Genomic DNA, 26080 nt, shown 5'->3' on the forward strand with positions numbered 1-26080 from the left:
AACCTTATGCAAAAAATAATGCAGACTTTTATACAAAAACAATGGCCCTTATTGTTAGCTTTTTTCGTCCCGTTCCTTACTTTATCGACTATTTATATTTTCCAAGGCGTTTATCCTTTTGGAAATGATTCTCTTCTAACCGTCGACTTGGGACAACAGTATATTGATTTTTTTGCTTATTATAGACAAACTTTTTTTGAAGATCCCAGTACATTCTTTTATTCTTTTTCTAAAGCTATTGGTGGGGATATGTTGGGGTTATGGGCTTATTATCTGACTAGCCCGTTTAACCTGCTGTTTCTGTTGTTTCCACATACTCAAATAACTTTAGCCGTAACTTGCTTGACCTTATTAAAAATCAGTTTAAGCGGACTAAGTTTTGGTTACTTATTAAAAAAAGCTTTCAATGGAACAGGCTTTATCTTAGCTGCTTTTTCTATCAGTTATGCGCTAATGGGATACACGATCGTTAATCAGTTAAATATTATGTGGCTGGATGGCCTCATTTTCTTGCCGCTTATTGTTTTAGGTCTTGAACGATTGATCGATAAAAAAGCCGGATTGCTCTACTCTATTTTTTTGGGCATCATGTTATTCGCAAATTATTACATCGCTTATATGATCTGTTTATTTTTGATTTGCTATTTCATTTTTCGTTTAGTCAGCGTTTCTTATCCAAAGGAGACGCCGTGGAAAATGAAATTTAAAGAGACCCTAGTTTCGATTGGCTTATTTATTTGGCATTCTGTATTAGGAGCTGGTCTAGCAGGTATTTTACTGCTTCCAACTTTTCATGCTCTTATGGAAAGTAAAGCCAGCTATACAAAATTCGAGTTCGATTGGGAATTAGCCTATCCTTTCTCTGAGATGTTATCAAAACTTTTTATTGGGGCTTTTAATTTTGAACAAATGCCTTCGGGTTACCCTAACTTGTTTATTGGCAGTTTAGCACTTGTTTCATTCTTATGTTATTTCTTTAACCAGTCTTTCTCAAAAAGAGAACGGCTAGCAGCTTTAGCTGTAATGATCCTGTTTGTTGTTTCCCTTAATCTAGAAGCATTCAATAAAATTTGGCATGCTATGCAGTACCCTATTTGGTATCCATATCGTTTTTCATTTGTAGTGTGCTTCTTCATGCTAGTGAACGGTTTTCGCAGTTTCATGCATTACGAGGGCATGAGACCCATTAGTACTTTTGTCAGCATGGTCTTGACCGCTTTAGTTAGTTTTTATGTGTACAATGGCGAATTTGATTTTATTTACACCGAACAAATTATTTTGACGATCCTATTTACCTTTATGGTCATCTTTTTACTCATTATCAAACCACAAAAATATACTTGGCTGCCTGTTGTTTTTTTTATTCTGACCACAATAGAAATGGGGTTAAATGCGCAAATTGATTTATCGCGCTTAAGCTATGTCGATCAAGATAATTTCACTGTTTACCAGACAGAACTGGATGCAAATATTGACGCTGTTCAAGATATGGACGGTACCTTCTACCGAATCGAAAAAACCTTTTTACGAACAAAAAATGACAGTTTCCAAGCTAATTACCCTAGTATTACTCATTTCAGTTCAACATTTGAACGTACTATCCCGGCTTTATTCGGTAGTCTTGGGTTTCCAGTGGGTGATGGTTTTCTAGCCTACTCTAATGGGACGTTGTTAACCGATGCCTTATTCAATATCCAGTACTATATGAGCGAGAAAGATGCGCCTTATCTTGTAGAAAATAATAATTCCTTAGAAACGAAAAATGCAGGATTAAAGAAAACTCTTGCTTATGCTGCAAAACCGCCTTCATTGATCGATGCATTAGTGACACCCACTGTTTCAGATGAAAAAAAAGCAGCATTTGAATTGAGTATCATGCAGACAAAACCTGATCTGCGTTCTTATAAACAAATCGGCGAAACCGATAGAATATTCATTTATGAAAATCAAAATGCCTTACCTCTTGCTTTTGGTAGTTCGAGTGCTATCTTAGATGTCTCTTTACTGGAAGATCAGCCTATCCAGCTGCAAGAGACTATCTTGCACTCTTTGACCGGGAATCAACTAGCAGCTGACTATTTTGTTCCATCTGAATTTGACAGTACCGTTTATCAAAACGTGACTCTATCTGATGCACTTAACGAGACGACCTATCAGAAACAAGTTTTGAATAATGATGCTTCAGTCAGTTTTCAATTTACACCCGAGACTGATGATTCTTTCTATTTGACCCTTAGTCCAAATATCAAAGATGAAGATGTAGAATTATTTTTAAATGGTGAGCCTTTTACTCAATATAAAACGTATCGTGATCAACTGATTTTAAATCTTGCTAGTCAAAATAAAGGAGACACGATAACTTTTAAAATCAGCTTAAAAGAATCGACTATCCGTTTAAAAGATTTCCAATTGTACCGTTTAGATTCGATTGCGTTCGACAAAGCCATTCAATCTTTGAAAACTGGCGGTATGACGATTGAAGAATACGGCAACACCTCGTTTAAAGGCACCGTAAATATCCAAAAAGGGCAAGATATCTTAATGACGACTATTCCCTATAGTGAAGGATGGGCTGTTAAGATCGATGGTGTTCCTGTACAAACGAAGCAAGCTTTAGAGAGCCTATTAGTTGTTCCAATCGATGAAGGCAAACATGTTATCGAATTAGACTATACCGTACCTCTATTTTTCGAAGGAACGATTTTAACACTTCTTTCAGCAGCACTGCTTCTCCTGACAGCTCTTTTGTTTGAAAAAACCATTAAAGGTGGACATTTATGAATTCGTTGATAAAAATTGCTCAACCAAGAATACCCATTCAACTAACTACAGCTAACTTTGATGAGATCGATCATGAATCTTATTATACAAATTGTCAATTTAAGGACTGTACCCTTTCCAATACGCGGCTAGAGAGTGTTTGCTTTCAACACGTTGTTTTTATTAATGTTACTTTTGACAATTGCCAATTTATTCGTTTTGAATGTTTAGATGTTACCTTCGAAGGATGCAATATCAGTAATAATGAGTGGATCGGGGGCACTTTCCACCGCATTGCTTTTAAAGACACAAAATTGCTTGGCACTAATTTTGCTGAATCTTCGATCGTTGATACTCACTTTGATCATTGCATTGGAAATTACAGCTCTTTTAACTATGCTTCAATGAAGCTAGTCCGTTTCCAAGATAGTTCACTTATCGAAAGTGAATTTTTTGAAGTGAAATGGAAAAAATTAGATTTTGTAACGTGTCAATTAGATCGGATGTCTATTATGAGAACGAACCTTAATGGCTTAAATTTAAGCGATTCAGAATTCGAAAGTCTGGCAGTATCGATTAATTTAGTCAAAGGCTGTAAATTAAATGCCGGACAGGCTTTAATTATTGCGCATAGCCTAGGTATTCTGATTGTATAATGGCAACTTATTAAGGCATAAACAAGCCTTTCCATCAAAAAAATTGAAACCGATAATGATTCGATAAATCACAAAATGACACTATTCTTTTTCAAGGGAATAGTGTCATTTTTATGGCTGTATAATTTTTGGTGTTGATAGACTTAATCTAATTTTTTAAAATAATTAGTCTGAAAATCTTATTTGACCCAAAAGAATGATCACACCAAAATAAACTCCCACTTATCTCACTAATTAATTTAAATGGGAATCTATTCTTTTTTAACTTTCACTTCATTATTAACGTCTCGTTGTATCTCTATCTGAATCTGAATCTGGATCTATCCAAGGCTGATTAGTTAAAGTACCACTGAATCTTGGGCTGCTGATATTACTATTAGCTGAACCGGAGTCAACAAAATCAGATTGATGATTAAACTCTCTATTTCCTTCAAGATCGGTAACAGGTTGACCTAATCGTTTTTTTGGGTACCAATAATCAATATCAGTAGCTTCACCTAACAGTAATACATAGTTCAGTTCAGCCATTGCTTGATTATACTGATTTCTTTCCTCTGTTTTTGTCAAGCCGTATTTTTCTAGAGAAAAAATATCATCAGATTCTGCATGACGGACCACCCAAGTTATTTTTTCCAAGAGAATAGGATCATTTGCATAAAGTGAGGCAATAGTTTCGAATTCATGCAGCACATCTGCTTTTTCTTTATTTGTAACAATTGTTATTTGGTCGACCATTTGGCTGTTTCTTAACAGTTGAGCTACTTTTTCTACTACTACTTCTATAGACTGATAGACACCTTCAAATCGTTTATCCAATCTCACCACTCCTAACTGATTAATAAGCTTATACTTCTATTCTACAAATTAATTTTACCATAAAAGAAATCGTTTACATAATATCAAGGCAGCTATATTTCATCTGATTATTCAAAAAAAGAAAGCAAACCTAAAAATAGGTTTGCTTTCTTTATAGCTAATAAGATTATTTTGCTGATTCGTAACGTTTTGCTACTTCTGCCCAATTAACAATATTCCATACTGCTTTTAAGTAAGCAGGACGTTTATTTTGATATTTCAAGTAGTAAGCATGTTCCCAAACATCTACTCCAAAAATCGGTGTTTTTCCATCTGTTAATGGAGAATCTTGGTTAGCTGTTGAAGTTACTTCTAATTTACCGTTGTTAAGAACTAACCAAGCCCAACCTGAACCAAATTGGCCAGCTCCTGCTGTTTCAATTGCTTCTTTTAATTTATCAAAGCTGCCAAAAGTAGCATCGATAGCTTCTTTTAAAGCTCCGGTTGGTTCTCCGCCACCAGCTGGTGAAAGAATTTCCCAGAAGAAGCTGTGGTTAGCATGTCCACCACCGTTATTACGGATAGCTGTACGGATTTCTTCAGGAACTGAATTTAATTCTGTTACCAATTCTTCAATTGATTTTTTAGCTAACTCAGGATATTTCTCAAGAGCAGCGTTTGTTTTTTCGACATATGCTGCATGATGTTTGTCGTGATGGAACTCCATAGTTGCTTGATCAATGTGTGGTTCTAATGCATCATATGCATATGGTAATTTTGGTAATTCGTATGCCATAATTAATTCCTCCATTTAACTTTTTTTAATTTCTAGATAATAAATGTAACACCTTTCAATAAAAAACACAAAGTATTCAACTATCTTTATTTTCAAAAAACAATATATTTATTTTTTTATAGCTAGCTTAACCTATTGAGTTTATTAAACTTAACCGCTACAATTAAATATAGTCATTTATACTTATTATCCATTTCAAAAAAAGTTATTTTATCAAGTCAGGAGAGATCATTATCCAATTAATACATTTATTTAAAGACTCATTGATTCATCCAGAAAAACTTGTTCAAGTGATCACTTTAAAGAAAGGCAAAGTATTTCTTTATTTTTTATTTATCGCTTTTATTACTACCATCCCGCTTTGGATCCAAAGCAACCAGACGATAGATGATTTTAGCCGTGATGGGCAAATTATTGCAGAGAGTATCCCATCATTTAAAATAGAAAACAATCAGCTTGTTACAGACGAGCCCGTAAAGAGTTATATTTACCAAACGGATTCGATTATTTTTACCTTTGATCCAAATGGAGAAAGAACTCTCGATGATGTAGAGCAAGACTTGATCGGAAACTTAATAGGTATTGCTTTTTTAGAAGACGGCCTTTATTTTAGCCTTCCCGACTATCCGATCAATTTCTCTTATACTCAATTAAATGGCTTAACGAGTGCCTCTTTTATCGACCTTATACTTAGTGTCGATTCGTTTGGCGGAATTTTACAAATAATTACCTTTACTATACTATGGTTGGTTTCTCTACTTCTTACTTTCTTATATACTGTATTGTCTACTTTATTTGCAAATATTCTTTCTATGATTACAGGGAAGCAGTTAAATTTTGGCGAAAGTTTTAAACTTGTTTTATTTGCTTCTACGTTACCGAATTTATTTATTGCCTTTTTGAATAGTTTCGGTCTGATTCCTTCTTTTCAAGTAGAAATCAAAACAATAGTGACGCTGTTCATTTATTATTTAGCCATTCGAACTATTCCTAAGCCTAAAAAGCAATCTTAAAAAATAAATCAAAATAAAAGAGTTGGGAAATTTCCTAACTCTTTTTTTGGTTCTACGTCAAATAGTGTGGATGCTTCAAAATGAAATTTTTTTGGAATAGATGGGTTTGCTTATAAAGAGCCACGAGACAAACTTAAGGGTAGCTAAATTTCACTCGATTTAAAAGATAAAAATCGACTAATCTAAATCAGTTAAAGCGGTCGAAGTAAAAACAAACTTTATTTATTCAGATACAGCCATACATGAATCCATCAGTATCCTGCCAAATAACCATTTCTAGAACTTTTGATACTAAATTTTAATTAGTTTTAAAACAAAAAAAGCAGTACGAGAAAGTTCTCTCGCACTACTTAAACTAGACTTTATATTTCACCTAATTTAGCTTAGCCCCACCATTTGGCGTAAAGCCTTTTTTTTCATAACTTTTTATTCAGTTATTTTTTCTTATTTGCTTTTTTAATCACATTTGCTTGACTACGACGTTCAACTCGACGTTGCTTCAAACCGCTTTCTTTGATAGCACGTGACATTTTTTTCTTATAGCCTGGTTTAACTTTTTTCTTAGTTTTGTTGATCATACTTTTTAATTTAGGATCAATTTTATCAGTGGCACTATTTTCACGAGTCGTACGGCGCTTACGGTCATACGTATCGACTATTTCACCCTTTTGAATTGATTTCGGTTCAAAAGTAATACCCAATTTTTCGATATCTACGATTAAATTTTCATCGCTTGGAGAGTAAAGCGTGATAGCTGTTCCTTTAAGATTGTTTCTTCCTGTTCTACCGACACGGTGAATAAAGAAACTAAGGTCTCTTGGGATTTCAGCGTTGATCACATGTGACACACCTTCAATATCGATACCGCGTGCAGCTAAATCAGTTGCAACAACAAATTGATATTCAAGATTTTGTACTTGTTTCATCACACGTTTTCTTTCACGTGGGGGAATATCGCCATGGATTTTGGCTACTTTTACTCCTCTAGATTTAAGACCATCAGCTAATTCATCAACTTTAGATTTAGTATTTGCAAAAATCATTACTAAATAAGGTTGGCCAATTGTTAATAGCTCATAAATTACATCTATTCTATCTTTCCCTTTTGTAGAAATCAGCCAATTTTCAATTGTTGGGGAAATGATTTCTTTAGGCTGAATATGTTCAAATAATGGATTGGACATATACTTTTTCAAAAATGGTTGTAATTTTATCGGTATAGTAGCTGAAAAAACTAACATTTGTAATTTTTCTGGTAATTTACTTGCAATCTGATCAACATCCGTTAGAAAGCCCATGTCTAAAGTCATATCAGCTTCATCAATAACCAATACTGGAGCTGTATAGATCAATAATGATTTTTCAGTGACCAAATCTAAAATTCTACCTGGCGTTCCAATAACAATATGTGGTTGTGTTCCTACTAGTTTAGCCATTTGTCGTTTTTTGTCTGTTCCACCTACAAAGTTTTGTACAATAATTTTAGTAGGAGCTTTTTCAACTAGTTGAAGTGCTGCTTGATAAATTTGTTCTGCCAATTCTCTACTTGGTGTAGTGATCACCACTTGTACTTCATTACGTGATGGATCAATTTTATTTATTAATGGAAGTAAAAATGTATGAGTTTTTCCCGAACCCGTTTGTGATTGACCAATAACACTTTTCCCGTTTTGAATAGCCGGTATAAGTTTTTGTTGTACTTCAGTTGGTTGTGTAAAACCAATTTCATTTATTGCGTCAATTAAAAAAGGTTGTAACCCAAACTTTTCAAAGGTATGTTCCATTTTATCGCCTCATTTCTCTTGATACTCTTTTGCATCTTATACATTATATCATAAAATAGTGTGATTCGTTACCTAAATATGTAACACCTTTAAAACATGATCAATTGAACAACTAAGTTGGTCTTACATTTAACTCAATCAAGGCCTTGTAAGAATAAATTAATTGTAACTAACTTAATTTTTTAGGGATATTACTTGTAATTATTGCAAAAAAGCCTTTTATTTATAAAACATGAGCTAAATAACGGATATTTTTCAAGTAACGTTGTACACTGTTAATTGAACGAATCAGAAATAAACGCTTAAATCTCTTACTTTTTAAAAGAAAGAATCAACGAATGATTGATTCTAAAAGCAGAAAACAGTACAATAGTTTTAGAAAAGATGAACGTCTTTGTTCTAGAAGAGGGGTATCAAGATAGATGACAACTGAACAGAATGTCTTATTTACGATCTTTGGAGGGACCGGAGATTTAGCAAAAAGAAAATTGTATCCCTCTCTTTATCGCTTATATAAAAAAGGGATCATAAAAGAACAATTTGCTGTAATTGGAACTGCTAGAAGAGAATGGACGGACGATCATTATCGTGAAATAATCATCGAAACAATCAAAGACTTGATTGTTTCGGAAGAAGACGCGATTGAATTTGCTAGCCATTTCTACTACCAATCACACAATGTGAATGATTCAGAACACTATGTCAGTTTAAAAGTTCTGGCCGAAAAATTGGAGGCTCGCTACCATATTAAGGGCAATCGTTTACATTATTTGGCTATGTCCCCTGACTTTTTTGGTACGATCACTCAACAATTGAACGAACAAGGTTTAGTATCAGATACTGGATTTAACCGCCTGATCATTGAGAAGCCTTTTGGTCATGACTATGAGACTGCTAATATATTAAATGAGCAAATCCGAGAAGTCTTTGATGAAAATCAAATTTTCCGTATCGATCATTACCTTGGAAAAGAAATGGTGCAAAATATTTCTACTGTACGTTTTGCCAATAATATGATCGAATCAATGTGGAATAATCGCTACATTGATAACATTCAAATTACATTGAGTGAAGCTCTTGGAGTAGAAGAGCGTGGCGGTTATTATGATAAAAGCGGTGCCTTAAGGGATATGGTACAAAATCATATTTTGCAAGTAGTGTCTCTTTTAGCAATGGAACCTCCTGCAAAACTATCAGACATAGATATTCGCAATGAAAAAATAAAAGCTTTACGAGCTGTTCGAGTTTTCACCCCTGAAGAGGTGAAAGAAAATTTTGTTCGCGCACAATATGATGTAGGCTCTAACGATGATATTTTATTAAACAAGTATCAAAATGAACTGAATGTTGCAGAAGACTCACTAACAGAAACATTTGTTGCAGGAAAAATTTTAATTGATACATTCCGTTGGAAAGGCGTTCCCTTTTATATTCGTACTGGTAAACGTTTATCCGAGAAAGGCACACAAATCAATATTGTCTTTAAGAATGTTCCATTGAATTTATTCAGTGAAGATGCCGAAGAAAAACTGCCATCAAATGTATTAACTATTTTTATTCAGCCGACTGAAGGTATTTCTCTCCAGATCAATACAAAGAAAACCGGGATCGATTTAGAAACAGAAACATTTGATCTTATGCACCAACACTCAGCTGAAACGCTCGCAAATAGTCCAGAAGCCTATGAAAAGCTGATTTTTGACTGTTTGAATGGCGATGCAACGAACTTTACCCATTGGGATGAAGTAGCTTCCTCTTGGAGATTTGTTGATGCTATACGCAAAGTATGGGATCAAGATAAAACGAATCTTCCTAGTTATCCAAGTGGTTCTATGGGACCCGCAGAAAGTGATGCTTTATTGGCTAAAGACGGTTTTTACTGGTATTGGAATCCAATTTCTCCTGATGAAAATGAAAAAAAATAAAAATTTAAAAGAGGCTGGGACTTATGTCCTAGCCTCTTTGCCTGTCCAACTATTGATTCTAAAAGTACTGCTAAAATTGAGCCTCATCGATAGAAAAGGAACCAGCAATAACTTTGATATTAATAGATCAGTTTGATCATTTACCTGAAATTTGTGGCGAAAAAGAAGTTGCTTGTAGCCTAAAATGAAGCACTGTGGGAAAATAACGTCCAAGTGTATCATGTTTGCAAGCTGCTAAAGCAGAAACAACCATGAAAACTCTTCTTTTAGGTCTCAGGCGCTTCTATGGATCTCCGCAAGTAAACCCGTTATTCCAGAAGAAATTTCTTTTAAGGCACTAACCCATTTTATTGAACAATCAATATGAGACTATAATTTTTGATGTTCATAGATCAGTTTGATCACTCACCTGAAATTTCTGTCGGAATAGGGTTTGCTTGTAGCCATGTAAAGAATTCAATGTGAATTATAGGCTGTATAATTTTTGGTGTGGATGAAGAAATTCATTCGCACCTATTTTTTTATAAAAAAATAGAAACAAATGAATTTTCCAGTTAGAATAAAGTCACGACAACCCACTAGAAAGGAAAATTCATATGTCTCATAATAATTGTATCCGAACTGCACTTGATTTAAAAGATAAAAATATCTTTTTTGATGAAAAATTTTGCGAGGAGAAACGAATCAAAGGGTTCAGATCAAAAGTTTTCTATGCCACTTTAACGTACAAACCCACTCACTGTGAGTGTTGTGGGATGAAGAACCACGCCTACTCTATTGTAAAGAATGGGTATTTAACCTCTAGGGTTAAATGGGTCAGTTCGACTCATTATGCAACGTCTATTCGATTAAAGAAGCAGCGGTTTCTTTGTAGAGCATGCGGTGTTACCTTTGTTGCACGTTCTCCTGAAATTGAAGAAGGTTGCTTCATCGCTAAACGGGTCAAACAGTCTATCGCGGTTGAATTAGCCGACACTATTTCTATAAAAGACCTGTCTAAACGGCATTTTGTTTCTCCTACCACTGTAGACAGAGTCTTGAAACAACTCAATCAGTCTGTTAAAAATACCTTCAAATCCTTGCCGCAACACCTCTCTTTCGATGAATTTCAATCCGTTAAAAACGTCGAAGGAAAAATGAGCTTTATTTATTCGAATGCAGACACACATGAACCAATCGATATCTTGCCAACTCGGCTGCTACTAGCTTTACGCCGTCACTTTCTTCGCTATCCCTATAAGACGAGGATGAACGTAAAAACGATTGTCGTAGACATGAACGCGGCCTACTTTACATTAGTTAAAGATCTCTTTCCTAATGCTAAAGTGATCATTGACCGTTTCCATATCGTTCAGTTGATATCACGCTCGTTGAATCAAACCAGAGTTCAAACAATGAAACAATTCCATACCTCTAATTCAGAAGATTTAAAGAATTACAGAAAATTTAAAAGGTACTGGCAACTCCTGTTAAAGGATTCAGACGACTTAAATTTTAAGGATTACCGCTATCAACGACTCTTTAAAAAACCTTTACCGAATACAGAAATCATCGACTACCTACTTACGCTCGACGAGACTCTTAAAGCGACGTATGATTTGTATCAAAATCTTCTTTATTATTCTAAAAAAAATGACTATAAAGGGTTTAAAAACCTTGTACTTAAGGCTTCTCCTAAAGAGTTATCTCCTTTTATGCAGACTGCCCTTAAAACCCTGCGTAAACACTTGCCTAGGATAAAACATACTTTTATGTATCCCTATTCTAACGGTGCTTTAGAAGGGTCAATCAATAAAATAAAAGTCATCAAACGGGTTGCTTATGGTTATCGGAATTTTCAGAACTTTAGATGTCGTATTTTGATTAGTTTTAAAGCAAAAAAAAGCAGCGCGAGAAGATTCTCTCACGCTGCTTAAACAAGACGTTATTTCCAACTAAATTTAGCTCATCCACACCATTTGACGTAGAGCCGAATTATAAAGCTTTAACGCTTCAGCGATTAAGCTTTATTTGAAGCTTGAAAGCCTGAGAACTTTTTTAGGCCTCAGGCGCTTCCATGGCTCTCCACAAGCAAAACCGTTATTCCAGAAGAAATTTCTTTTAGAATACCAACACACTTTAATGAAGAATCAATATACATAGAAAAAAGGGTCCGTTCATCAGTTTCCTGATGACCAGATCCTTTTGCTTATTCTCAGCTGAATATATCCCAGCCTCTTTTATTCTCTATACAGGTCTGATCAACGTTTGTTGGATTCTTTCTTGATTATCAGGATCACTGCCATATCTTGTTCCTGTTTCCAATGTATCAATTTGTTGGATCTCCTCTTTAGTTAAAGAGAAATCAAAAACATTGCTATTTTCTAATATACGATTTTCATGGGTCGATTTAGGAATAACGACTTCTCCTCTATCTAAATGCCAGCGAATAATTACTTGTGCAGGAGTTTTAAAATATTTTTTCCCAATCTCCGTTAATATCGGATGATTCAACAGCTCAGATTTCCCTTGACCCAAAGGACCCCACGCTTCATGAATAATGCCATTTTCTTTCATGTATTCGTGCAATTCATTTTGCGGAAGTTCAGGATGTGTTTCGATTTGATTGATCATTGGCTGCATCAATCCTTGGTTTTTAAGCTCTTCAAGATGATGGATCTGGAAGTTTGAAACACCGATTGCTTTAATTTTTCCTTCTTCATATAATTCTACAATAGCTTTCCATGTTTCAACATATTTTGGAGTAGCCCAGTGAATTAAATATAAATCTAGATAATCAGTTTCTAACAGATTTAAACTTTCTTGAAAGGCTGCTTTTGTTGGCTCATATCCTTCGTCGTAATTCCAAACTTTTGATGTAATAAAGACATCTTCTCTTTTAATTCCTGCTTCCTTTAAACCACGAGCTAAATATGCTTCATTTCCATAAATTTTAGCTGTATCAAAATGACGGTACCCTACTTCAACTGCATATTTAACCGCATTTACTAATTCAGCTTCATCTTTCATCAGAAATAATCCAAGACCTAATTTAGGTATCTTAACTCCATTATACAATTCAATACTTTCGACTAACGGTTCGCCCATTTTGAAACACTTCCTTCAATTCATTTTGACCTCTATTAGTCTAAACCATTTGATTTGGTTTCTACAAGCGAGACGAATCTAAATCTGTTTGATCATGAAAAAAAGTTTTGAGTCTTTCTCTTAATATCTTTATTGAACCTTCTTGGTCGCTTTCAAGATTTAAAACAAGTAGGGGCTCATGTAGACTCATTCTTAGCAACATCCAACCTGTACCATACTTTCCAGCAGTATTCACGCGGACGCCCTCTAAATTAGCTGGCTCAACTGACAAATCAGACTCTTTTTCGATAAATGATTGGAACGATTCCATCACTTTAGCACCTGTTGTCCGAATATCCTCAGGTAAGATTTTAAACCGCACTTCATCTGTTTCAACAGGTTGGTTTAAAGAAGTGATCAAATCTGAAAAACTTTTTCCTTCTTTTTGCAAATCAGCATCTGCCATAAGTATTTTTGCTACTAGATACGCTCCATCATCTAAGAAATAATTTTCTTTTAATGCTGCATGCCCACTTGTCTCAATCGCTAAACTAGTCGGGATGCCTTCTTTATTCAATTGGATCGCACGGTTGATCACATTTCGATAACCTGTAATGTAGCGGTCCTGCTTGCCTCCTAGAGATGTGATAAAGGTTTTTAAATGTTCAGAAGTTGCTGAACTCGTAACAATCGTCGTCCCTGGATTTTCTTTGATCAAAATGGCTGAAATAACGCCAATCAGATTGTTTCGATTCAGGGGTTCGCCTTTGCTGTCTACTAGTGCAGAACGGTCCACATCAGTATCAAAAATGACACCGATATCTGCTTTGTTTTTCAAAACGGCTTCTTGGATACTTTTCATGGCTTCTTTATTATCAGGATTTGGAATATGGTTAGGAAAATTCCCATCCGGTTCTAAATATTGGCTTCCTTGGATATTGGAACCTAATGGGACCAGTACTTTTTCAGCAAAAAAGCCTCCTGCGCCATTACCTGCATCGACAACAATATGCCTGCCGGTCAACGGTTTTTCATAGTGGTCTTTATGATTGATCCCCACACGGATCTTATCGACTAAATCTTTTGCATATTCATTCAATAGTGAACGAGCAGAAACTTTTCCTTGATTATTTTCCCACATGATATTTTTACGATCTGCGTGCTGTAAAATAAAATCAATGTCTTCATGTTCTGCTCCACCATCTTTTGTAAAGAACTTCAATCCATTGTATTCAAATGGCAAATGACTTGCAGTCACCATTACGGCTCCATCACATGCGTAAGAATCATATTTAGTAGACATAAACATAGCTGGAGTAGTAGAAAGTCCCACGTCTATCACATTTATCCCCGCATTAGTCAATCCTCTTGTAAAGGCCGTTTTTATACGCTCAGCTGACAACCGGCTATCATGTCCTACAGAAACTTTCAGCGGTTTATTTTCATCTTCTGTTGCTAGTTTCTTTACTTCTTTCAACCAGACAGCAAAACCATAAGCTATTTTTTCGACTCTTTCATCTGTCAAAGTTATTTCGTGCTCTGGCGTTCTTATTGCTATACCACGGATATCCGATCCATTTTGTAATGAGGTTAAATTAAATTCAGCCATAGCAGATCTATTTCCTCCTTTTGAAACGTCTCATTTTTATAGTTCGATCCATTTTTTTAAGTAATCATACATTTTTTTTGCATCTTCTTCATTTTTCGAAATAATTAAACAAGTATCATTGCCGCCTACAGTACCAACCATTTCTGGAAAATCAATGGCATCTAACAATGCCGCTACAACATGAGCATTACCAGGTATAGTCATCAAAACATTTGTAAACTGTACTTGCGTCAGTCTGATCACAACGTTCCCTAATGTAGATTGTAACTTTTCTTCATTAGACATTCGATTATTTTGGAATATCGTATACTTGACATTCCCACTAGATGAGGTTGTTTTCACTAAATGCATCTCTTTGATATCTCTAGAAATGGTTGCTTGTGTAGCTTCAACCCCTTCTTGCTTAAGATAATGCAATAACTCTTCTTGTGTAGCAATATCGTGATTCGTAATGATTTGTTTGATTGCTAATTGTCGATTTGATTTTTTCATACTGTAAAGCCTCCTTCTAATTAAACGATTCTTCTTTTTTAGTATACCAAACAAATGATGTATACGCTTATATTTTGTGATATTTTTACAAAATAATGAATAAAAATTCTATTCTTCAAAAACAATGGCATTCTCTTAACCAATTTGATATAATGAATGAAGTTAAATAATATATGATCTTTGATGAAGAGAGTACTGATAGAGAGCATTTTAAGCGAGTTGGGATGGTGTAAGCCAACAATGTGACCTTTTAGGAACCGCACTTTGGAGAGAATAAAATTGGGTTATCATTCAGTTCAACTGTATGGATTACTCAGCTTATCCGGTTTTGTTTGCCGTTATCTAAAAACAAGTGGTTTCGTCAATTGACAAAACAACAAGAGTGGTACCGCGGGAAAACCTCGTCTCTTTTTTGATTAGCATAGAATCAAAAAAGAGACGAGGTTTTTTATGTATAAACTATTATATAGTAAATTTTGAACGCAAAAGTCGTTCGCATAGGAGGAAAAAGAATGGATTATGAATTAATGGTTGCACAAGCTATAAAAGAACAAATTGGTGATGCACTACCCATTGAAAAAATTGTCAACTTATTAGAAAACCCAAAATCTGTAGAACATGGTGATATTGCTTTCCCTGCTTTCGCTTTAGCAAAAGCTTATCGTAAGGCTCCACAACAGATTGCTGCTGAATTAGGTGAATCGGTCAACTCCCCTATTGTAGAGAAAATAGAAGTTGTTGGACCTTATCTCAACTTCTTTTTAAATAGAAAAGAAGTGAGTGCTGCAGTATTAAATGAAGTTCTAGTGAAAAGTGGCCATTATGGCGATGCAGAAATTGGTGGAAATAGAAATGTACCCATCGATATGTCATCACCAAATATTGCCAAACCGATTTCAATGGGGCATTTGCGTTCAACCGTTATCGGGAATTCTTTAGCAAACATCTTAAAAAAAGTCGGTTTTAACCCTATTAAAATCAATCACCTCGGCGACTGGGGAACCCAATTCGGTAAACTGATCGTAGGGTATAAACTTTGGGGCAGCGAAGAAGCTGTCAAAAAAGATCCGATTGGTGAACTTTTAAACTTATATGTTAAATTCCATAAAGAAGCTGAAGAAAATCCTGAATTAGATAATGATGCTCGTGAGTGGTTCAAGAAATTAGAAGACGGCGACGAGGAAGCCCAAGAACTTTGGAGATGGTTCCGAGAAGAGTCTTTAAAAGAATTTAATTATATCTATGAGCGTTTAGACATCACTTTTGATTCTTTCAACGGCGAGGCTTTCTATAACGATAAGATGCAAGAAGTTATTGATTTGCTTGAAGAAAAAAATGTGTTGACCGTGAATGAAGGAGCTACTATTGTAGATTTAGAAAAATACAATCTAAATCCTGCATTGATCAAAAAATCCGATGGTGCGACTCTTTACATCACCCGTGACTTAGCAGCAGCGATCTACCGTAAACGGACATATGATTTTGCTTTATCTTTATATGCTGTCGGCAATGAACAAAGCAATCACTTTAACCAGTTAAAAGCTATCTTAAAAGAGATGGATTATGATTGGGCTGATGATATGCACCATATCCCATTTGGTTTGATCACACAAGGCGGTAAAAAGTTATCTACTCGTCAAGGGAAAATTGTTTTACTTGAAGAAGTTCTGGATGATGCCGTCGCTTCTGCACTTGAACAAATCGAAGAAAAGAATGCTGATTTACCAAACAAGGAACTGATTGCTGACCAAGTTGGGATCGGCGCTGTTATTTTCCACGATTTAAAAAATGATCGCTTAAATAATTTTGACTTCACCATTGAAGAAGTTGTTCGTTTCGAAGGAGAAACAGGTCCTTACGTTCAATATACAAGAGCTCGTGCAATGAGTATCTTAAAAAAATCTGGTTTAGCTGGTATCGATACGACAGTCAACTATCCTTTAGATGACGCTTATAGTTGGGAAATCATCAAATTGTTACAAGACTACCCATCTGTTGTCAAACGTGCTTATGAGAAATTTGAACCATCAGTTATCGCTAAACATGCGATTCATTTAGCTCAAGCTTTTAACAGATACTATGCAAACAGCAAAGTGCTTACAGATGATGCTCAAAAACCTGCTCGTTTAGCATTAGTTCAATCTGTCGCAACTATTTTAAAAGAAGATCTAAGATTATTAGGTGTACAATCTCCAGATCAAATGTAATATTCCAGAAGAAATTCCTTTTTAAACACCGACATCATTTTTTAAGTAATCAATATATATAACAAAAATAGGGTCTGTTCATCAATTTTCTGATGAGCAGACCCTTCTTCTTATTCTTAGCTAGTTATCCCGGTCTCTTTTTCATTCACGATTCGGATACGCAAAAAAGGAACTGAGACAATTAAATTGTTCCAGTTCCTTTTTTTATTCGTTTTCAAGCTTCATCTATCCAAGAATTCGTCAACGTAATTTTTCGAGCAAATTGTTTATTGAATTCTCTTTTAGCAAATCGGTTCATTTTGCGTTCTTCATACCCACTACAGACAAATTTTTCTTCATCTGTTTCAGGTTCGATCAGCGGAACAACAGCTTTACTTTTATCTGTATTAAAAGCCACAAAAGTTAAAAAGGCTGTGACTGCTAGATATTGTTCTCCGGTTAGTAAGTTTTCTCCAATAACTTTGCAAAATACTTCTACAGATGATTTACCAACACCAGAAACATAGGTTTCAATAGTGATGGCATCATTCCGCTGGATAGGATGCAAGAAATCTACAGAATCAGTCGAAGCAGTCACCGATTGTGTACGGATATGTCTCGTTACGGCTATCGAAGCTGCTATATCAAGCATACTCATAAGTTCCCCACCAAATAACGTTCCATGATTATTTAATTGATTTGGAAGAATACTATGTGTTTGAACCACTAATGATTCACGACAGTGTTTTATAGCTCTTTTCTCATTCATCAGTTAACAAATCCATTCTCTACTAATAATGCGATCCCTTGACCACCACCAATGCAAGCAGATGCGATAGCATATTTTTTTTCAGGGTGATTTTTAAATTCATAACAAATTGATGTAAGGATACGTGCTCCAGACATTCCTAAAGGATGCCCTAATGAGATCGCTCCACCATTTGGATTTAAGCGACCGTATAATTCTGAATCTTTTTTGATTCCTAATTCTTTCATACAACCTAACGTCTGAGCTGCAAAAGCTTCATTGATTTCTAAAATCGCAATATCTTCAAGAGTTAGATCGTTTTGTTCTAAAACTTTATTGATTGCATAAACAGGACCTAAACCCATTACATTCGGGTCACATCCAACTACCGCAAAATCAACGATTTTAGCCATTACATCTAATCCGCGCTCTTTTGCAACAGATAACTTAGTGAAAATTTCGAAAGCAGCCCCATCATTTAGCCCAGATGAGTTTCCAGCAGTGATCGTTCCTTTTCCATCTTTACGAAAAGCCGGCTTTAATCTGGCTAAGCCTTCCATATTTGTCCCTGGTCTAGGATGTTCATCTGTGTCAACTACTGTTACGTTGCCTTTTCGATCTTTCACTTCAACCGAGACGATTTCTTGAGCAAGTCGACCACTATCCATAGCGTGAGCTGTTTTACTTTGGCTATCCACTGCAAATGCATCTTGCTCTTCTCTAGTGATCGAATATCTTTCAGCAATCTTTTCTGCAGTGTCTCCCATATGGTGGATTTCAGTATAATCATCACTCGGTTGAGTATTTACATGAAGCGCTAAATTTGCATCAATGACATTGAAGTTACCTACTTTAAAGCCTTCCCATCTTGCTTCTAATGGCAAATAATATTCTGAACGTGACAAGCTTTCAACTCCGCCCGCTGCAATAAATTCCATATCCATCGTCATCAGTTCTTGTACGGCTGAAATAGCTGATTGGATCCCAGAACCGCATACGCGATTAACGGTCATTCCAGTAGACTGCTGCCTTAAACCTGCCTTCAATCCGATGACTCGACCAATATTGCTTTCCTCTTGTGTTCCCATTGCTTGACCTGCAATAACTTCTTCTATCTCTTCATTTGCTAAACCAGCTCGTTTAATGGCCTCTTTTAACGCAATGGCTCCTAGTTCACTTACAGGAACGGTCTTCAATCCTCCTAAATAAGCCCCAATCGGGGTACGGGCTGCACCAACAATTACAATTGGATCATCAGTTTTTAATCTTGGCATAAATTAGATCTCTCCTTAACGTATCGGGATGTATTCTTATTGATTATAATTCTTGTAAATAAGATAATCAAATGACATTGGCTTATTTTAAGCAATATTAAGAAAAGCTTTACCTTTAAAATAATGGCAGTCATTTATTGATTTAATAAAAAAACAAACCAGCTTTGATCTAGCGCTAGTTTGTCTTTATAACGGTCTATAATTTTTATCAATTAAATTACTCACCTAAGTTTTATGGAAGAATCGGGTTTCTTATAGCCGTGTAAAGGATTCAATGAGATTGTTAAAACGTTAACGCTTCAAACAAACCCGTCCATTTCAAAAGAAATTTCATTTCAAAGTATCCACACTATCCGAAGTAGAACCCTTTATACTTAATCAAGTTTATCGTTTTCGTAGTGGTGCATTAATTCCAGTCCTTTAAAATCTTGCTGACGAAGAGCTTCATAAATTAAAATAGCTGCTGTATTTGATAAATTCAACGAGCGAACATGTTCGTCATTCATCGGGATACGTAAGCAATCCTCTTCATGTTCACGCATAAATTCTTCCGGCAAACCAGTCGTTTCTTTCCCAAAAAGGAAATAATGGTCCTCTTTACTTGCAGCATAATCAATATCGCTATAATTCCGATGACCAAATTTAGTGATCAAATGTAGTTGTCCATTTTGTGCAACTTCCATGAAGGCTGCTAGATTTTTATGATACGTAATATGAACTTGATTCCAATAATCTAGACCAGCTCGTTTTAAATGCTTGTCATCTGTTTGAAATCCTAATGGTTCAATTAAATGCAAGTGAGTATTAGTTGCTGCACACGTACGAGCTATATTCCCTGTATTTGCTGGGATTTGTGGTTCAAATAGAGCAATATGATTTGTCATGTTAATTAAGATCCTCCTAAAATAATTCAATTAATGAATCAGCTTTTTTTCTCTCTTTTATGTTGGATCACTTCAATTGCTTGATCGATCTCATGATAGGCTTCTTTGTCTGTTTCTTTCGCTAAAGCCTCTTTTAAAAAATCGATTATCATCTTATCTCTAGCTGAAACGATTTTTGCTATAGACCATGCCGCAGTTCCCCTGATAATGGGCCTGACATCTTCTTCGATACAGCGCATCAAATCTGGTAAAGCCGATTTATCACGGTAGTTGCCTAAAGCAATAATAGCATTACGTTGCAACGGTTTCTTCCCACGCCAAGAACCAGACATATGACCAAACTGTTCTTTGAAATCACGATTACTGATCGTCAGCAATGGTTTTAGTTTGGGCATGATACTTTCAGGTTCAGGCTCCATCTCCGGATGAAAATGAGCATTTTTCCCCTTGTTATAAGGACAAACGACCTGACAAATGTCGCATCCATAAATAACGTGACCCATTTTCCGTCTGAATTTTTCTTCCATCATCCCTTTGGTCTGGGTCTGGTAAGATAAGCATTGTATGGCATTGATCTGCCCATCTCCAAGCAAAGCTCCAGTAGGGCAAGCATCCACGCAGCGAGTACAGTCACCGCAACCAAAAGGAACGATCCTATCCGCTGGGAAATCAAGATTTGTAATGATTTCGCCTAAATATACATAAGATCCAAATTCTTCAGTGATGAGCAAGCCGTTTCTGCCGATAAACCCTATTCCTGCTCGCTGTGCTACTGCTACATCAATTAGTTCTCCAGTGTCCACCATCGGCTTATAAGTTATCGTCTCTCCAGCTTCATGACGGATGTACTCGATCAATCGATTCATTTTATCTCGTAAAATATCATGATAATCGATTCCCCAAGATGCTCGTGCAAATTCACCGCGACGTTCCCCTTTCACCCTAGGTGGTGGATCATCGATTTTAGTTGGATAAGCTAACGCGATCGAAATAATAGAGCGCGGATTTTCAAAAATCAGTTTGGGATAAATACGTTCCTCAATTACTTTATGCTCAAATCCAGAATGATGCCCTAATTCTTGCTGTTTTCTTAGTTTATCTTCTAATTCATCAAATGGATCAGCCGTTGTAAATCCAATTTTATCGATGCCAATACGCTTACTTTCTTCAATGATTTTTTCTTTTAATGAAGTTGCTTCTCCAACCATAAGCTTCACTCCTATAAAATTACTTTTCATATTCATTTTATCGTATTTTCATATTAAAAACAAAAGATCTTTATGATCCATTCTACCGCTAAAAAAGAGCGCAAAAAAAACGCATCGCTTCGGTGTCCAGCACTGCGAAACGATACGTTAGTTAAGCCTATGACAGTTCACTAACTTTTATCAAAATCTGATGGATTCCTGATAAAAACGAATGACGTTTAAGAACTTATGGGTAATATAACATCGCTGTGGCATAGTTGCAAGGGTATTAGATAATGATTTTCCGTGAAACCGGTACATAATAACGAAAAGTTCACATTTTGTTCACAAATCAGTTTTATTTTTGTCCAATTAACACACAAACATCAATCGTTACTTTATTCAATGGATGCGTTAGAGCATATTCTTTAGACTCAGGACTAGCACCCCAACTTAATGGTGTCATTTTCATTAGATCTTCAAACAATGCTGGCGTTAGTTCAAATGAATATTTAACGTGCTTGATTTCTAACGTTGGAAAATGCTCTTTAAATTTCGCGATCACTACCTCATTTGAGTACGTTTGTTTATCTTCTTGATCACGATAAAATAATTGCCTCAATTCAATTAAATAGTCTTTCTCGGGAACGACTTTGATCACTTGACCATCTTTTTTTAATAGGCGATCAAACTCTTTGTAATTTGAAGGCGAAAAAATATTTAAAATCGTATCATACTGCTGCGAAGCAAAAGGCGATTGGGCTAAATCAGCCACACACCAAAAGGCATTTGAAAAATGCGTAGCTGCTAATTGGATAGCATCCTTTGAAATATCGAAACCAATTTTTTGACCACTTAAACCTAATGATGCTAAATAATCAAGTTGAGAACCCTCTCCGCAACCAACATCTAGTGTATGACCATCCTCTTTTTTTGCAATACTTTTATAAAGTTCATCTAGTAAAGGATGAAATAGACCAGCCGTTGCAATATTGAATCTTGAAGACAACATCTCCTTATCGTATTCATTTTTTGTTCCTTTTAATAGAAAATAAAGGGTACCCTTTTTTGAAATATCAAAAAGATGTCCATTTTTACAACTCAAACTATTTCCCTCGATTTGATCAAATGCATCTTTGCAAATAGGACATTGAAACAATTCACTATTTTCTTGCACGAATAATGCAGCTTTTGCTATTTTTTTCATATATACCCTCTTTTCATTCAAAATATTTGATTATATATCGTGTACTATTTTTCCTTACCCGTCTAATAATATACCATTTTTCATCGATTATTTCATAGATTCAATCAAAATGGCAGCTGTAATTATTTTATTTATTTTTTTCTGACTGCAATAAGAATGGCATTACATGTTTAATCTAAAATTTAGATAGCATATGCGTTGTAAACCATTGAAAGTATTTTCAAGTCTTATGTGTGAAGACGTTCCGTCTAAATTGATTTAAGAAATCAGACTTAAAAAAAGAAGACTCACTCCAAAAAAAATAAAGTGTTCAGAACGAGAATCTTGTCCTGAGCACTTTATTTTTGCACTTAAAAGTTAGTAACGGAACTATTTTCAGCCTTTGTTTCGTCGATTTCCATTTTTGCTTCATCAATAACTGCTAATGAAATATCTTTCGCTTCTGAAGTTGTTTGACTCACTTGTTCTTTTAAACTTGCAGCTGTGTATTTCACCTCAGTTGCGGCATCCATTAAGTTAGCCTTTAAATTTTCTTTGCTGCCGGGAACGCCATCTTTAACATCTTTTAAGTCAGATTTCAAGATTTGAGAATCCATTTTAATTTGTTCTGCTAATTGTTTTGAAACCAATTGTATATCTGTTTTCAGTTCAATCGCAGCATCTGTTGCAATAGCTTTGAAATCTCCGCCACGTTCTTTAGCAATAGACAGATAATCGCTAGATGATTCTTTCATCATTTCCGCTTTATCTTTCAGCTCTCTTTGGTACTCTTCTCCGGATTTAGGTGCAAATAAGAAAGCTGCCGCATAAGCTGCTGCTCCTCCGATTGCTGCTCCAAATAAAAATGTTCCTTTTGACATCTGTTCATCTTCTTCTCTGTAATAAGTGCTAGAAGCAACATTGGTAAGTAATGGTTTATTCTAACACTAGTTTAAAGCTGCTTTTGCTTTTGCTTCTGCTCTTAATTTACACTTTATTGATCCACACTAACAAAAATTATCCCTTACGTTTTATAAAGATAATCGTTTTTGGACACTAACGTATTCAATACATAAGCAGATAGCATCCATTGCTGCATCTAGATCAACTAGCGAAACCGGAGTTGGTGCTAAGCGTATGCTGTTATCCATTGGGTTATTGCCATAGGGATAGGTAGCACCTGCTTCTGTTACGGCAACACCTATTTTAGCTAATGCCTCAACGATTTCCGTTGCACAACCCTTTTCCGTAGTCAGATGAACAAAATATCCGCCTTTAGGCTCTGTCCATGTTAACCCCTCTTTACCAGCAAAATAATCCGTTAATTTCTGATTGATCAACTCAAATTTTGGTTTCAGAATAATCGCATGTTTTTCCATATGTTGAGCTACCTGTTTTTTATCTTTTAAAAATTTTACATGCTGCATCTGATTAATTTTATCAAACCCAATTGTCTGGTATGAAAGTTCTTTTGCTACTAAAGCAATATTTTTTTTGCTTGCTCCTAAAGCAGCGACACCTGCTCCTGGAAATGTGATTTTTGATGTTGAACAAAACATCCAAGCTCGATCAGGATTTCCAGCTGCTTTACAAGCCGTCAATAAATTTTTAGCCGCATGCTTATCATTAGTCAAATGATGAACCAGATAGGCATTATCCCAAAGAATCATGAAATCAGCGTCTTTTGTTTCCATGCTGGCTAATTGATCGACCACTTCATCCGAATAAGTGATACCGGTTGGATTGCTATAAGTCGGCACACACCAGATCCCTTTTATAGTTGGATCATTTGCAACTAATTTTTTCACTTCATCCATATCGGGACCATTCTCGGTCAATGCGATCGGGATCATTTCGATTCCTAAGTTCTCAGTCATCGCAAAGTGACGATCATATCCTGGACTTGGACATAAAAATTTAATAGGTTCCTTAAAAGAGCTGCCCATTTTTCTGGTGAATAATTTTGAAAGGATGACCAGATACATCAAACTCAAACTAGAATTTCCACCAATCAAGACTTCGTCTATCTCAGTTTCTAAAAGTTCTGAAAACAGTTTTCTAGCTTCGTAAAAACCGGTCAATTCGCCATAATTTCGGATATCCACCGTACCTTGGCTCAAAAAATCTTCTGGTGAAGAAAGTAAACCAAGCATTGGTACAGACAAATCTAATTGTTCTTTACTCGGTATTCCTCTTTTTATATTTAAGTTCAAAGGATGAGCGGTATACTCATCGTATTTCGTTTTTAACTGCTGATAGCGATCCTTCAATTCTTCTGCTGTTTTTGTCATTTCTTTAACTCCTTTCGCTATACTCTTCTCAAAAAAGTATAGCGAAGAACAATTAAGAAAGCAAAACAAACTTATTGATTATTCATTTTGCTGTTTGCTTGTCCTAATTTTTTTCAGAAAACCATTTAACTAGACCGGTACAAGCTAAGAAAAGAATGCCTAATACAATGAAAATGCCCAACATACCATATCCCATCAGTTCCAGACCTTGCTGAAAAGCTTTATAATCGATATCAAACATCTTTTCACCACTTTCTTCTTCATAGATCAAGCAAAATAGCCAAGTAATAAGCCACCAGCGATCACTGAAGCAATCTGACCAGAAACATTTGCCCCAGCCGCGTACATCAAGACAAAGTTTTCTTTATCTTCTTCTTGAGCCATTTTTTGGATCACTCGAGCAGACATTGGAAATGCAGAAATACCAGCTGCACCGATCATAGGATTGATTTTTTCTTTACGAAAAAGATTGATAAATTTTGCAAATAATACTCCACCAACCGTATCCATAATAAACGCAATCAAACCAAATCCAATAATCAATAGAGAATCTAAGGTCAAAAATAATTCAGCAGTCATTTTCACAGAAATAGTCAGACCTAATAAAATACTGATAATATTGACCAGCTCATTTTGAGCGGTATGACTTAACCGATCTAAGACACCACATTCTCTCAACAAATTACCAAACATTAAAAACCCAACTAAAGGTAAAGAAACAGGTGCTATAAATCCAGCTACTATAATGACGATGATCGGAAAAAGAATGCGAACTTCTTTTGAGATCATTATTGATGTATACGGCATGCGAATCAATCTTTCTTTTCTTGTTGTTACAGCCCTGATAGCTATAGGTTGTATGATTGGGACCAAAGCCATATAGGAATACGCGGCTACGGTAATAGGACCTAATAAATGCGGAGCTAGTTGTAAGGCTACAAAAATAGACGTTGGTCCATCTGCGGCTCCTATAATGCCGATCGAAGATGCTTCTAAAATATCAAATCCAAAAATGACTGCAACCAATATGGTGAAAAAGATACCAAATTGAGCAGAAGCTCCATATAATAAAAGAATTGGGTTTTGCAGTAATGGACCAAAATCGATCATCGCACCGATCCCAATAAAAATCAGCAATGGAAACAATTCCGTGGCAATCCCAAAATCAAATAAAACATTTAAGATGCCCTCTTGCTCCTGGTTATTTACAACTTGACTAACTAGGCCAGATTGCGGGAAATTCACTAATAATGTCCCAAGGCCCATAGGAACAAGTAAGGTTGGTTCATATTTTTTTTTAATGCCCAAATAAATCAGCGTTCCGCCAATTGCCATCATGACAATTTGTCCAAGTGAAATCGATAATAAACCAGTAAAAAAAGTACTCAAAAAATCTCCTCCCTTACGATGGATCATCCGGCACTACCG

Annotated in this window: 21 protein-coding genes and 1 other annotated feature; of the genes, 6 read left to right on the top strand and 15 right to left on the bottom strand. The window is 35.6% G+C overall.

From position 1 onward, the window contains the following. The first annotated feature begins 6 nt into the window (after positions 1 to 6). Positions 7 to 2781 carry a YfhO family protein gene (locus BR50_RS11865; protein WP_245792794.1) on the top strand — a complete coding sequence of 925 codons (2775 nt, stop codon included), beginning with the start codon at positions 7 to 9 and terminating at the stop codon, positions 2779 to 2781. Further along, entirely contained in the window at positions 2778 to 3416 is a 639-nt protein-coding gene (locus tag BR50_RS11870) for a pentapeptide repeat-containing protein (protein WP_034548806.1), read from the top strand. Before BR50_RS11865 ends, BR50_RS11870 begins: the two co-directional genes overlap by 4 nt. Positions 3417 to 3695: 279 nt before the next feature. Here the strand turns inward: BR50_RS11870 and BR50_RS11875 are convergent, their stop codons facing one another. Beyond that, positions 3696 to 4232 (bottom strand): hypothetical protein, encoded by a 537-nt coding sequence (locus BR50_RS11875; RefSeq protein WP_034548808.1) that lies wholly within the window; start codon positions 4230 to 4232, stop codon positions 3696 to 3698. Positions 4233 to 4398: 166 nt separating this feature from the next. Continuing rightward, positions 4399 to 5007 carry a superoxide dismutase gene (locus tag BR50_RS11880; RefSeq protein WP_034548809.1) on the bottom strand — a complete coding sequence of 203 codons (609 nt, stop codon included), beginning with the start codon at positions 5005 to 5007 and terminating at the stop codon, positions 4399 to 4401. Between the two features lie 242 nt (positions 5008 to 5249). Between BR50_RS11880 and BR50_RS11885 the strand changes: the two genes are divergently transcribed. Next, positions 5250 to 6020: a DUF1189 domain-containing protein gene (locus BR50_RS11885; protein WP_281247051.1), complete on the top strand. Its 771-nt coding sequence runs from the start codon at positions 5250 to 5252 to the stop codon at positions 6018 to 6020. Positions 6021 to 6454: 434 nt separating this feature from the next. Here BR50_RS11885 and BR50_RS11890 read toward each other — a convergent pair whose 3' ends face one another. Further along, positions 6455 to 7804 carry a DEAD/DEAH box helicase gene (locus BR50_RS11890; RefSeq protein ID WP_034548811.1) on the bottom strand — a complete coding sequence of 450 codons (1350 nt, stop codon included), beginning with the start codon at positions 7802 to 7804 and terminating at the stop codon, positions 6455 to 6457. A 422-nt stretch (positions 7805 to 8226) separates the two neighbouring features. Between BR50_RS11890 and zwf the strand changes: the two genes are divergently transcribed. Continuing rightward, the gene (gene zwf, locus BR50_RS11895) at positions 8227 to 9729 is read left to right on the top strand and encodes a glucose-6-phosphate dehydrogenase (protein ID WP_034548813.1); all 1503 of its coding nucleotides are present in this window, start codon (positions 8227 to 8229) and stop codon (positions 9727 to 9729) included. A 596-nt stretch (positions 9730 to 10325) separates the two neighbouring features. Further along, a complete protein-coding gene (locus BR50_RS11900) occupies positions 10326 to 11645 on the top strand; it encodes an ISL3 family transposase (RefSeq protein WP_034546213.1) in 1320 nt (439 codons plus the stop codon). A gap of 310 nt (positions 11646 to 11955) precedes the next feature. On the opposite strand, the gene BR50_RS11905 is transcribed toward BR50_RS11900, so the two are convergent. The 3 genes from BR50_RS11905 to argR form a co-directional block, all read right to left on the bottom strand. Next, positions 11956 to 12816, bottom strand: a complete 861-nt coding sequence (locus BR50_RS11905) for an aldo/keto reductase (RefSeq protein WP_034548815.1) — start codon at positions 12814 to 12816, stop codon at positions 11956 to 11958. 61 nt (positions 12817 to 12877) lie between these two features. Continuing rightward, complete coding sequence (locus BR50_RS11910; RefSeq protein WP_034548816.1) at positions 12878 to 14404, bottom strand: phosphohexomutase domain-containing protein; 1527 nt, start codon at positions 14402 to 14404, stop codon at positions 12878 to 12880. A gap of 36 nt (positions 14405 to 14440) precedes the next feature. Beyond that, positions 14441 to 14896 carry an arginine repressor gene (gene argR / locus BR50_RS11915; protein ID WP_034548817.1) on the bottom strand — a complete coding sequence of 152 codons (456 nt, stop codon included), beginning with the start codon at positions 14894 to 14896 and terminating at the stop codon, positions 14441 to 14443. A 171-nt stretch (positions 14897 to 15067) separates the two neighbouring features. Continuing rightward, positions 15068 to 15308 (top strand) — a binding site (T-box leader). 100 nt (positions 15309 to 15408) lie between these two features. Here argR and argS point away from each other — a divergent pair. After that, positions 15409 to 17103 (top strand): arginine--tRNA ligase, encoded by a 1695-nt coding sequence (argS, locus tag BR50_RS11920; RefSeq protein ID WP_034548818.1) that lies wholly within the window; start codon positions 15409 to 15411, stop codon positions 17101 to 17103. A gap of 214 nt (positions 17104 to 17317) precedes the next feature. Here the strand turns inward: argS and BR50_RS11925 are convergent, their stop codons facing one another. The 9 genes from BR50_RS11925 to BR50_RS11960 all read right to left on the bottom strand — a co-directional run bounded on the left by BR50_RS11925 (position 17318) and on the right by BR50_RS11960 (position 25990). Continuing rightward, positions 17318 to 17851: an acyl-CoA thioesterase gene (locus BR50_RS11925; RefSeq protein WP_034548819.1), complete on the bottom strand. Its 534-nt coding sequence runs from the start codon at positions 17849 to 17851 to the stop codon at positions 17318 to 17320. Beyond that, positions 17851 to 19104, bottom strand: coding sequence for a thiolase family protein (locus BR50_RS11930; protein WP_034548821.1), 1254 nt, complete (start codon positions 19102 to 19104; stop codon positions 17851 to 17853). The genes BR50_RS11925 and BR50_RS11930 overlap by 1 nt, the downstream gene beginning before the upstream one ends. Positions 19105 to 19478: 374 nt before the next feature. Beyond that, positions 19479 to 19988: a tRNA (uridine(34)/cytosine(34)/5-carboxymethylaminomethyluridine(34)-2'-O)-methyltransferase TrmL gene (gene trmL / locus BR50_RS11935; protein WP_034548823.1), complete on the bottom strand. Its 510-nt coding sequence runs from the start codon at positions 19986 to 19988 to the stop codon at positions 19479 to 19481. Between the two features lie 38 nt (positions 19989 to 20026). After that, complete coding sequence (gene queG / locus BR50_RS11940; protein ID WP_034548825.1) at positions 20027 to 21196, bottom strand: tRNA epoxyqueuosine(34) reductase QueG; 1170 nt, start codon at positions 21194 to 21196, stop codon at positions 20027 to 20029. A gap of 337 nt (positions 21197 to 21533) precedes the next feature. Beyond that, complete coding sequence (locus BR50_RS11945) at positions 21534 to 22382, bottom strand: methyltransferase domain-containing protein (protein WP_034548827.1); 849 nt, start codon at positions 22380 to 22382, stop codon at positions 21534 to 21536. A 350-nt stretch (positions 22383 to 22732) separates the two neighbouring features. Beyond that, positions 22733 to 23242 carry a YtxH domain-containing protein gene (locus BR50_RS11950; RefSeq protein WP_034548829.1) on the bottom strand — a complete coding sequence of 170 codons (510 nt, stop codon included), beginning with the start codon at positions 23240 to 23242 and terminating at the stop codon, positions 22733 to 22735. A 150-nt stretch (positions 23243 to 23392) separates the two neighbouring features. Then, positions 23393 to 24652, bottom strand: a complete 1260-nt coding sequence (locus tag BR50_RS11955) for an aspartate aminotransferase type Ic (protein ID WP_034548830.1) — start codon at positions 24650 to 24652, stop codon at positions 23393 to 23395. A gap of 103 nt (positions 24653 to 24755) precedes the next feature. Then, positions 24756 to 24893, bottom strand: coding sequence for an OadG-related small transporter subunit (locus tag BR50_RS12880; protein ID WP_170206183.1), 138 nt, complete (start codon positions 24891 to 24893; stop codon positions 24756 to 24758). 26 nt (positions 24894 to 24919) lie between these two features. After that, positions 24920 to 25990: a sodium ion-translocating decarboxylase subunit beta gene (locus tag BR50_RS11960; RefSeq protein WP_425429676.1), complete on the bottom strand. Its 1071-nt coding sequence runs from the start codon at positions 25988 to 25990 to the stop codon at positions 24920 to 24922. Positions 25991 to 26080 lie beyond the last annotated feature (90 nt).

The organism is Carnobacterium alterfunditum DSM 5972 (assembly GCF_000744115.1).
In the GTDB taxonomy this organism is placed as follows: Bacteria; Bacillota; Bacilli; order Lactobacillales; family Carnobacteriaceae; genus Carnobacterium_B; species Carnobacterium_B alterfunditum.

Excerpts from the sequence above, each read along its gene's own strand:
- zwf (WP_034548813.1), top strand. The coding sequence starts at position 8,227 with ATGACAACTGAACAGAATGTCTTATTTACGATCTTTGGAGGGACCGGA.
- BR50_RS11905 (WP_034548815.1), bottom strand. The coding sequence starts at position 12,816 with ATGGGCGAACCGTTAGTCGAAAGTATTGAATTGTATAATGGAGTTAAG.
- queG (WP_034548825.1), bottom strand. The coding sequence starts at position 21,196 with ATGGTTGGAGAAGCAACTTCATTAAAAGAAAAAATCATTGAAGAAAGT.
- trmL (WP_034548823.1), bottom strand. The coding sequence starts at position 19,988 with ATGACAAATCATATTGCTCTATTTGAACCACAAATCCCAGCAAATACA.
- BR50_RS11925 (WP_034548819.1), bottom strand. The coding sequence starts at position 17,851 with ATGAATGAGAAAAGAGCTATAAAACACTGTCGTGAATCATTAGTGGTT.
- BR50_RS11910 (WP_034548816.1), bottom strand. The coding sequence starts at position 14,404 with ATGGCTGAATTTAATTTAACCTCATTACAAAATGGATCGGATATCCGT.
- BR50_RS12880 (WP_170206183.1), bottom strand. The coding sequence starts at position 24,893 with ATGTTTGATATCGATTATAAAGCTTTTCAGCAAGGTCTGGAACTGATG.
- BR50_RS11955 (WP_034548830.1), bottom strand. The coding sequence starts at position 24,652 with ATGACAAAAACAGCAGAAGAATTGAAGGATCGCTATCAGCAGTTAAAA.
- BR50_RS11930 (WP_034548821.1), bottom strand. The coding sequence starts at position 19,104 with ATGCCAAGATTAAAAACTGATGATCCAATTGTAATTGTTGGTGCAGCC.
- argR (WP_034548817.1), bottom strand. The coding sequence starts at position 14,896 with ATGAAAAAATCAAATCGACAATTAGCAATCAAACAAATCATTACGAAT.
- BR50_RS11945 (WP_034548827.1), bottom strand. The coding sequence starts at position 22,382 with ATGAAAAAAATAGCAAAAGCTGCATTATTCGTGCAAGAAAATAGTGAA.
- BR50_RS11865 (WP_245792794.1), top strand. The coding sequence starts at position 7 with ATGCAAAAAATAATGCAGACTTTTATACAAAAACAATGGCCCTTATTG.
- BR50_RS11870 (WP_034548806.1), top strand. The coding sequence starts at position 2,778 with ATGAATTCGTTGATAAAAATTGCTCAACCAAGAATACCCATTCAACTA.
- argS (WP_034548818.1), top strand. The coding sequence starts at position 15,409 with ATGGATTATGAATTAATGGTTGCACAAGCTATAAAAGAACAAATTGGT.
- BR50_RS11900 (WP_034546213.1), top strand. The coding sequence starts at position 10,326 with ATGTCTCATAATAATTGTATCCGAACTGCACTTGATTTAAAAGATAAA.
- BR50_RS11960 (WP_425429676.1), bottom strand. The coding sequence starts at position 25,990 with ATGATGGCAATTGGCGGAACGCTGATTTATTTGGGCATTAAAAAAAAA.
- BR50_RS11890 (WP_034548811.1), bottom strand. The coding sequence starts at position 7,804 with ATGGAACATACCTTTGAAAAGTTTGGGTTACAACCTTTTTTAATTGAC.
- BR50_RS11880 (WP_034548809.1), bottom strand. The coding sequence starts at position 5,007 with ATGGCATACGAATTACCAAAATTACCATATGCATATGATGCATTAGAA.
- BR50_RS11950 (WP_034548829.1), bottom strand. The coding sequence starts at position 23,242 with ATGTCAAAAGGAACATTTTTATTTGGAGCAGCAATCGGAGGAGCAGCA.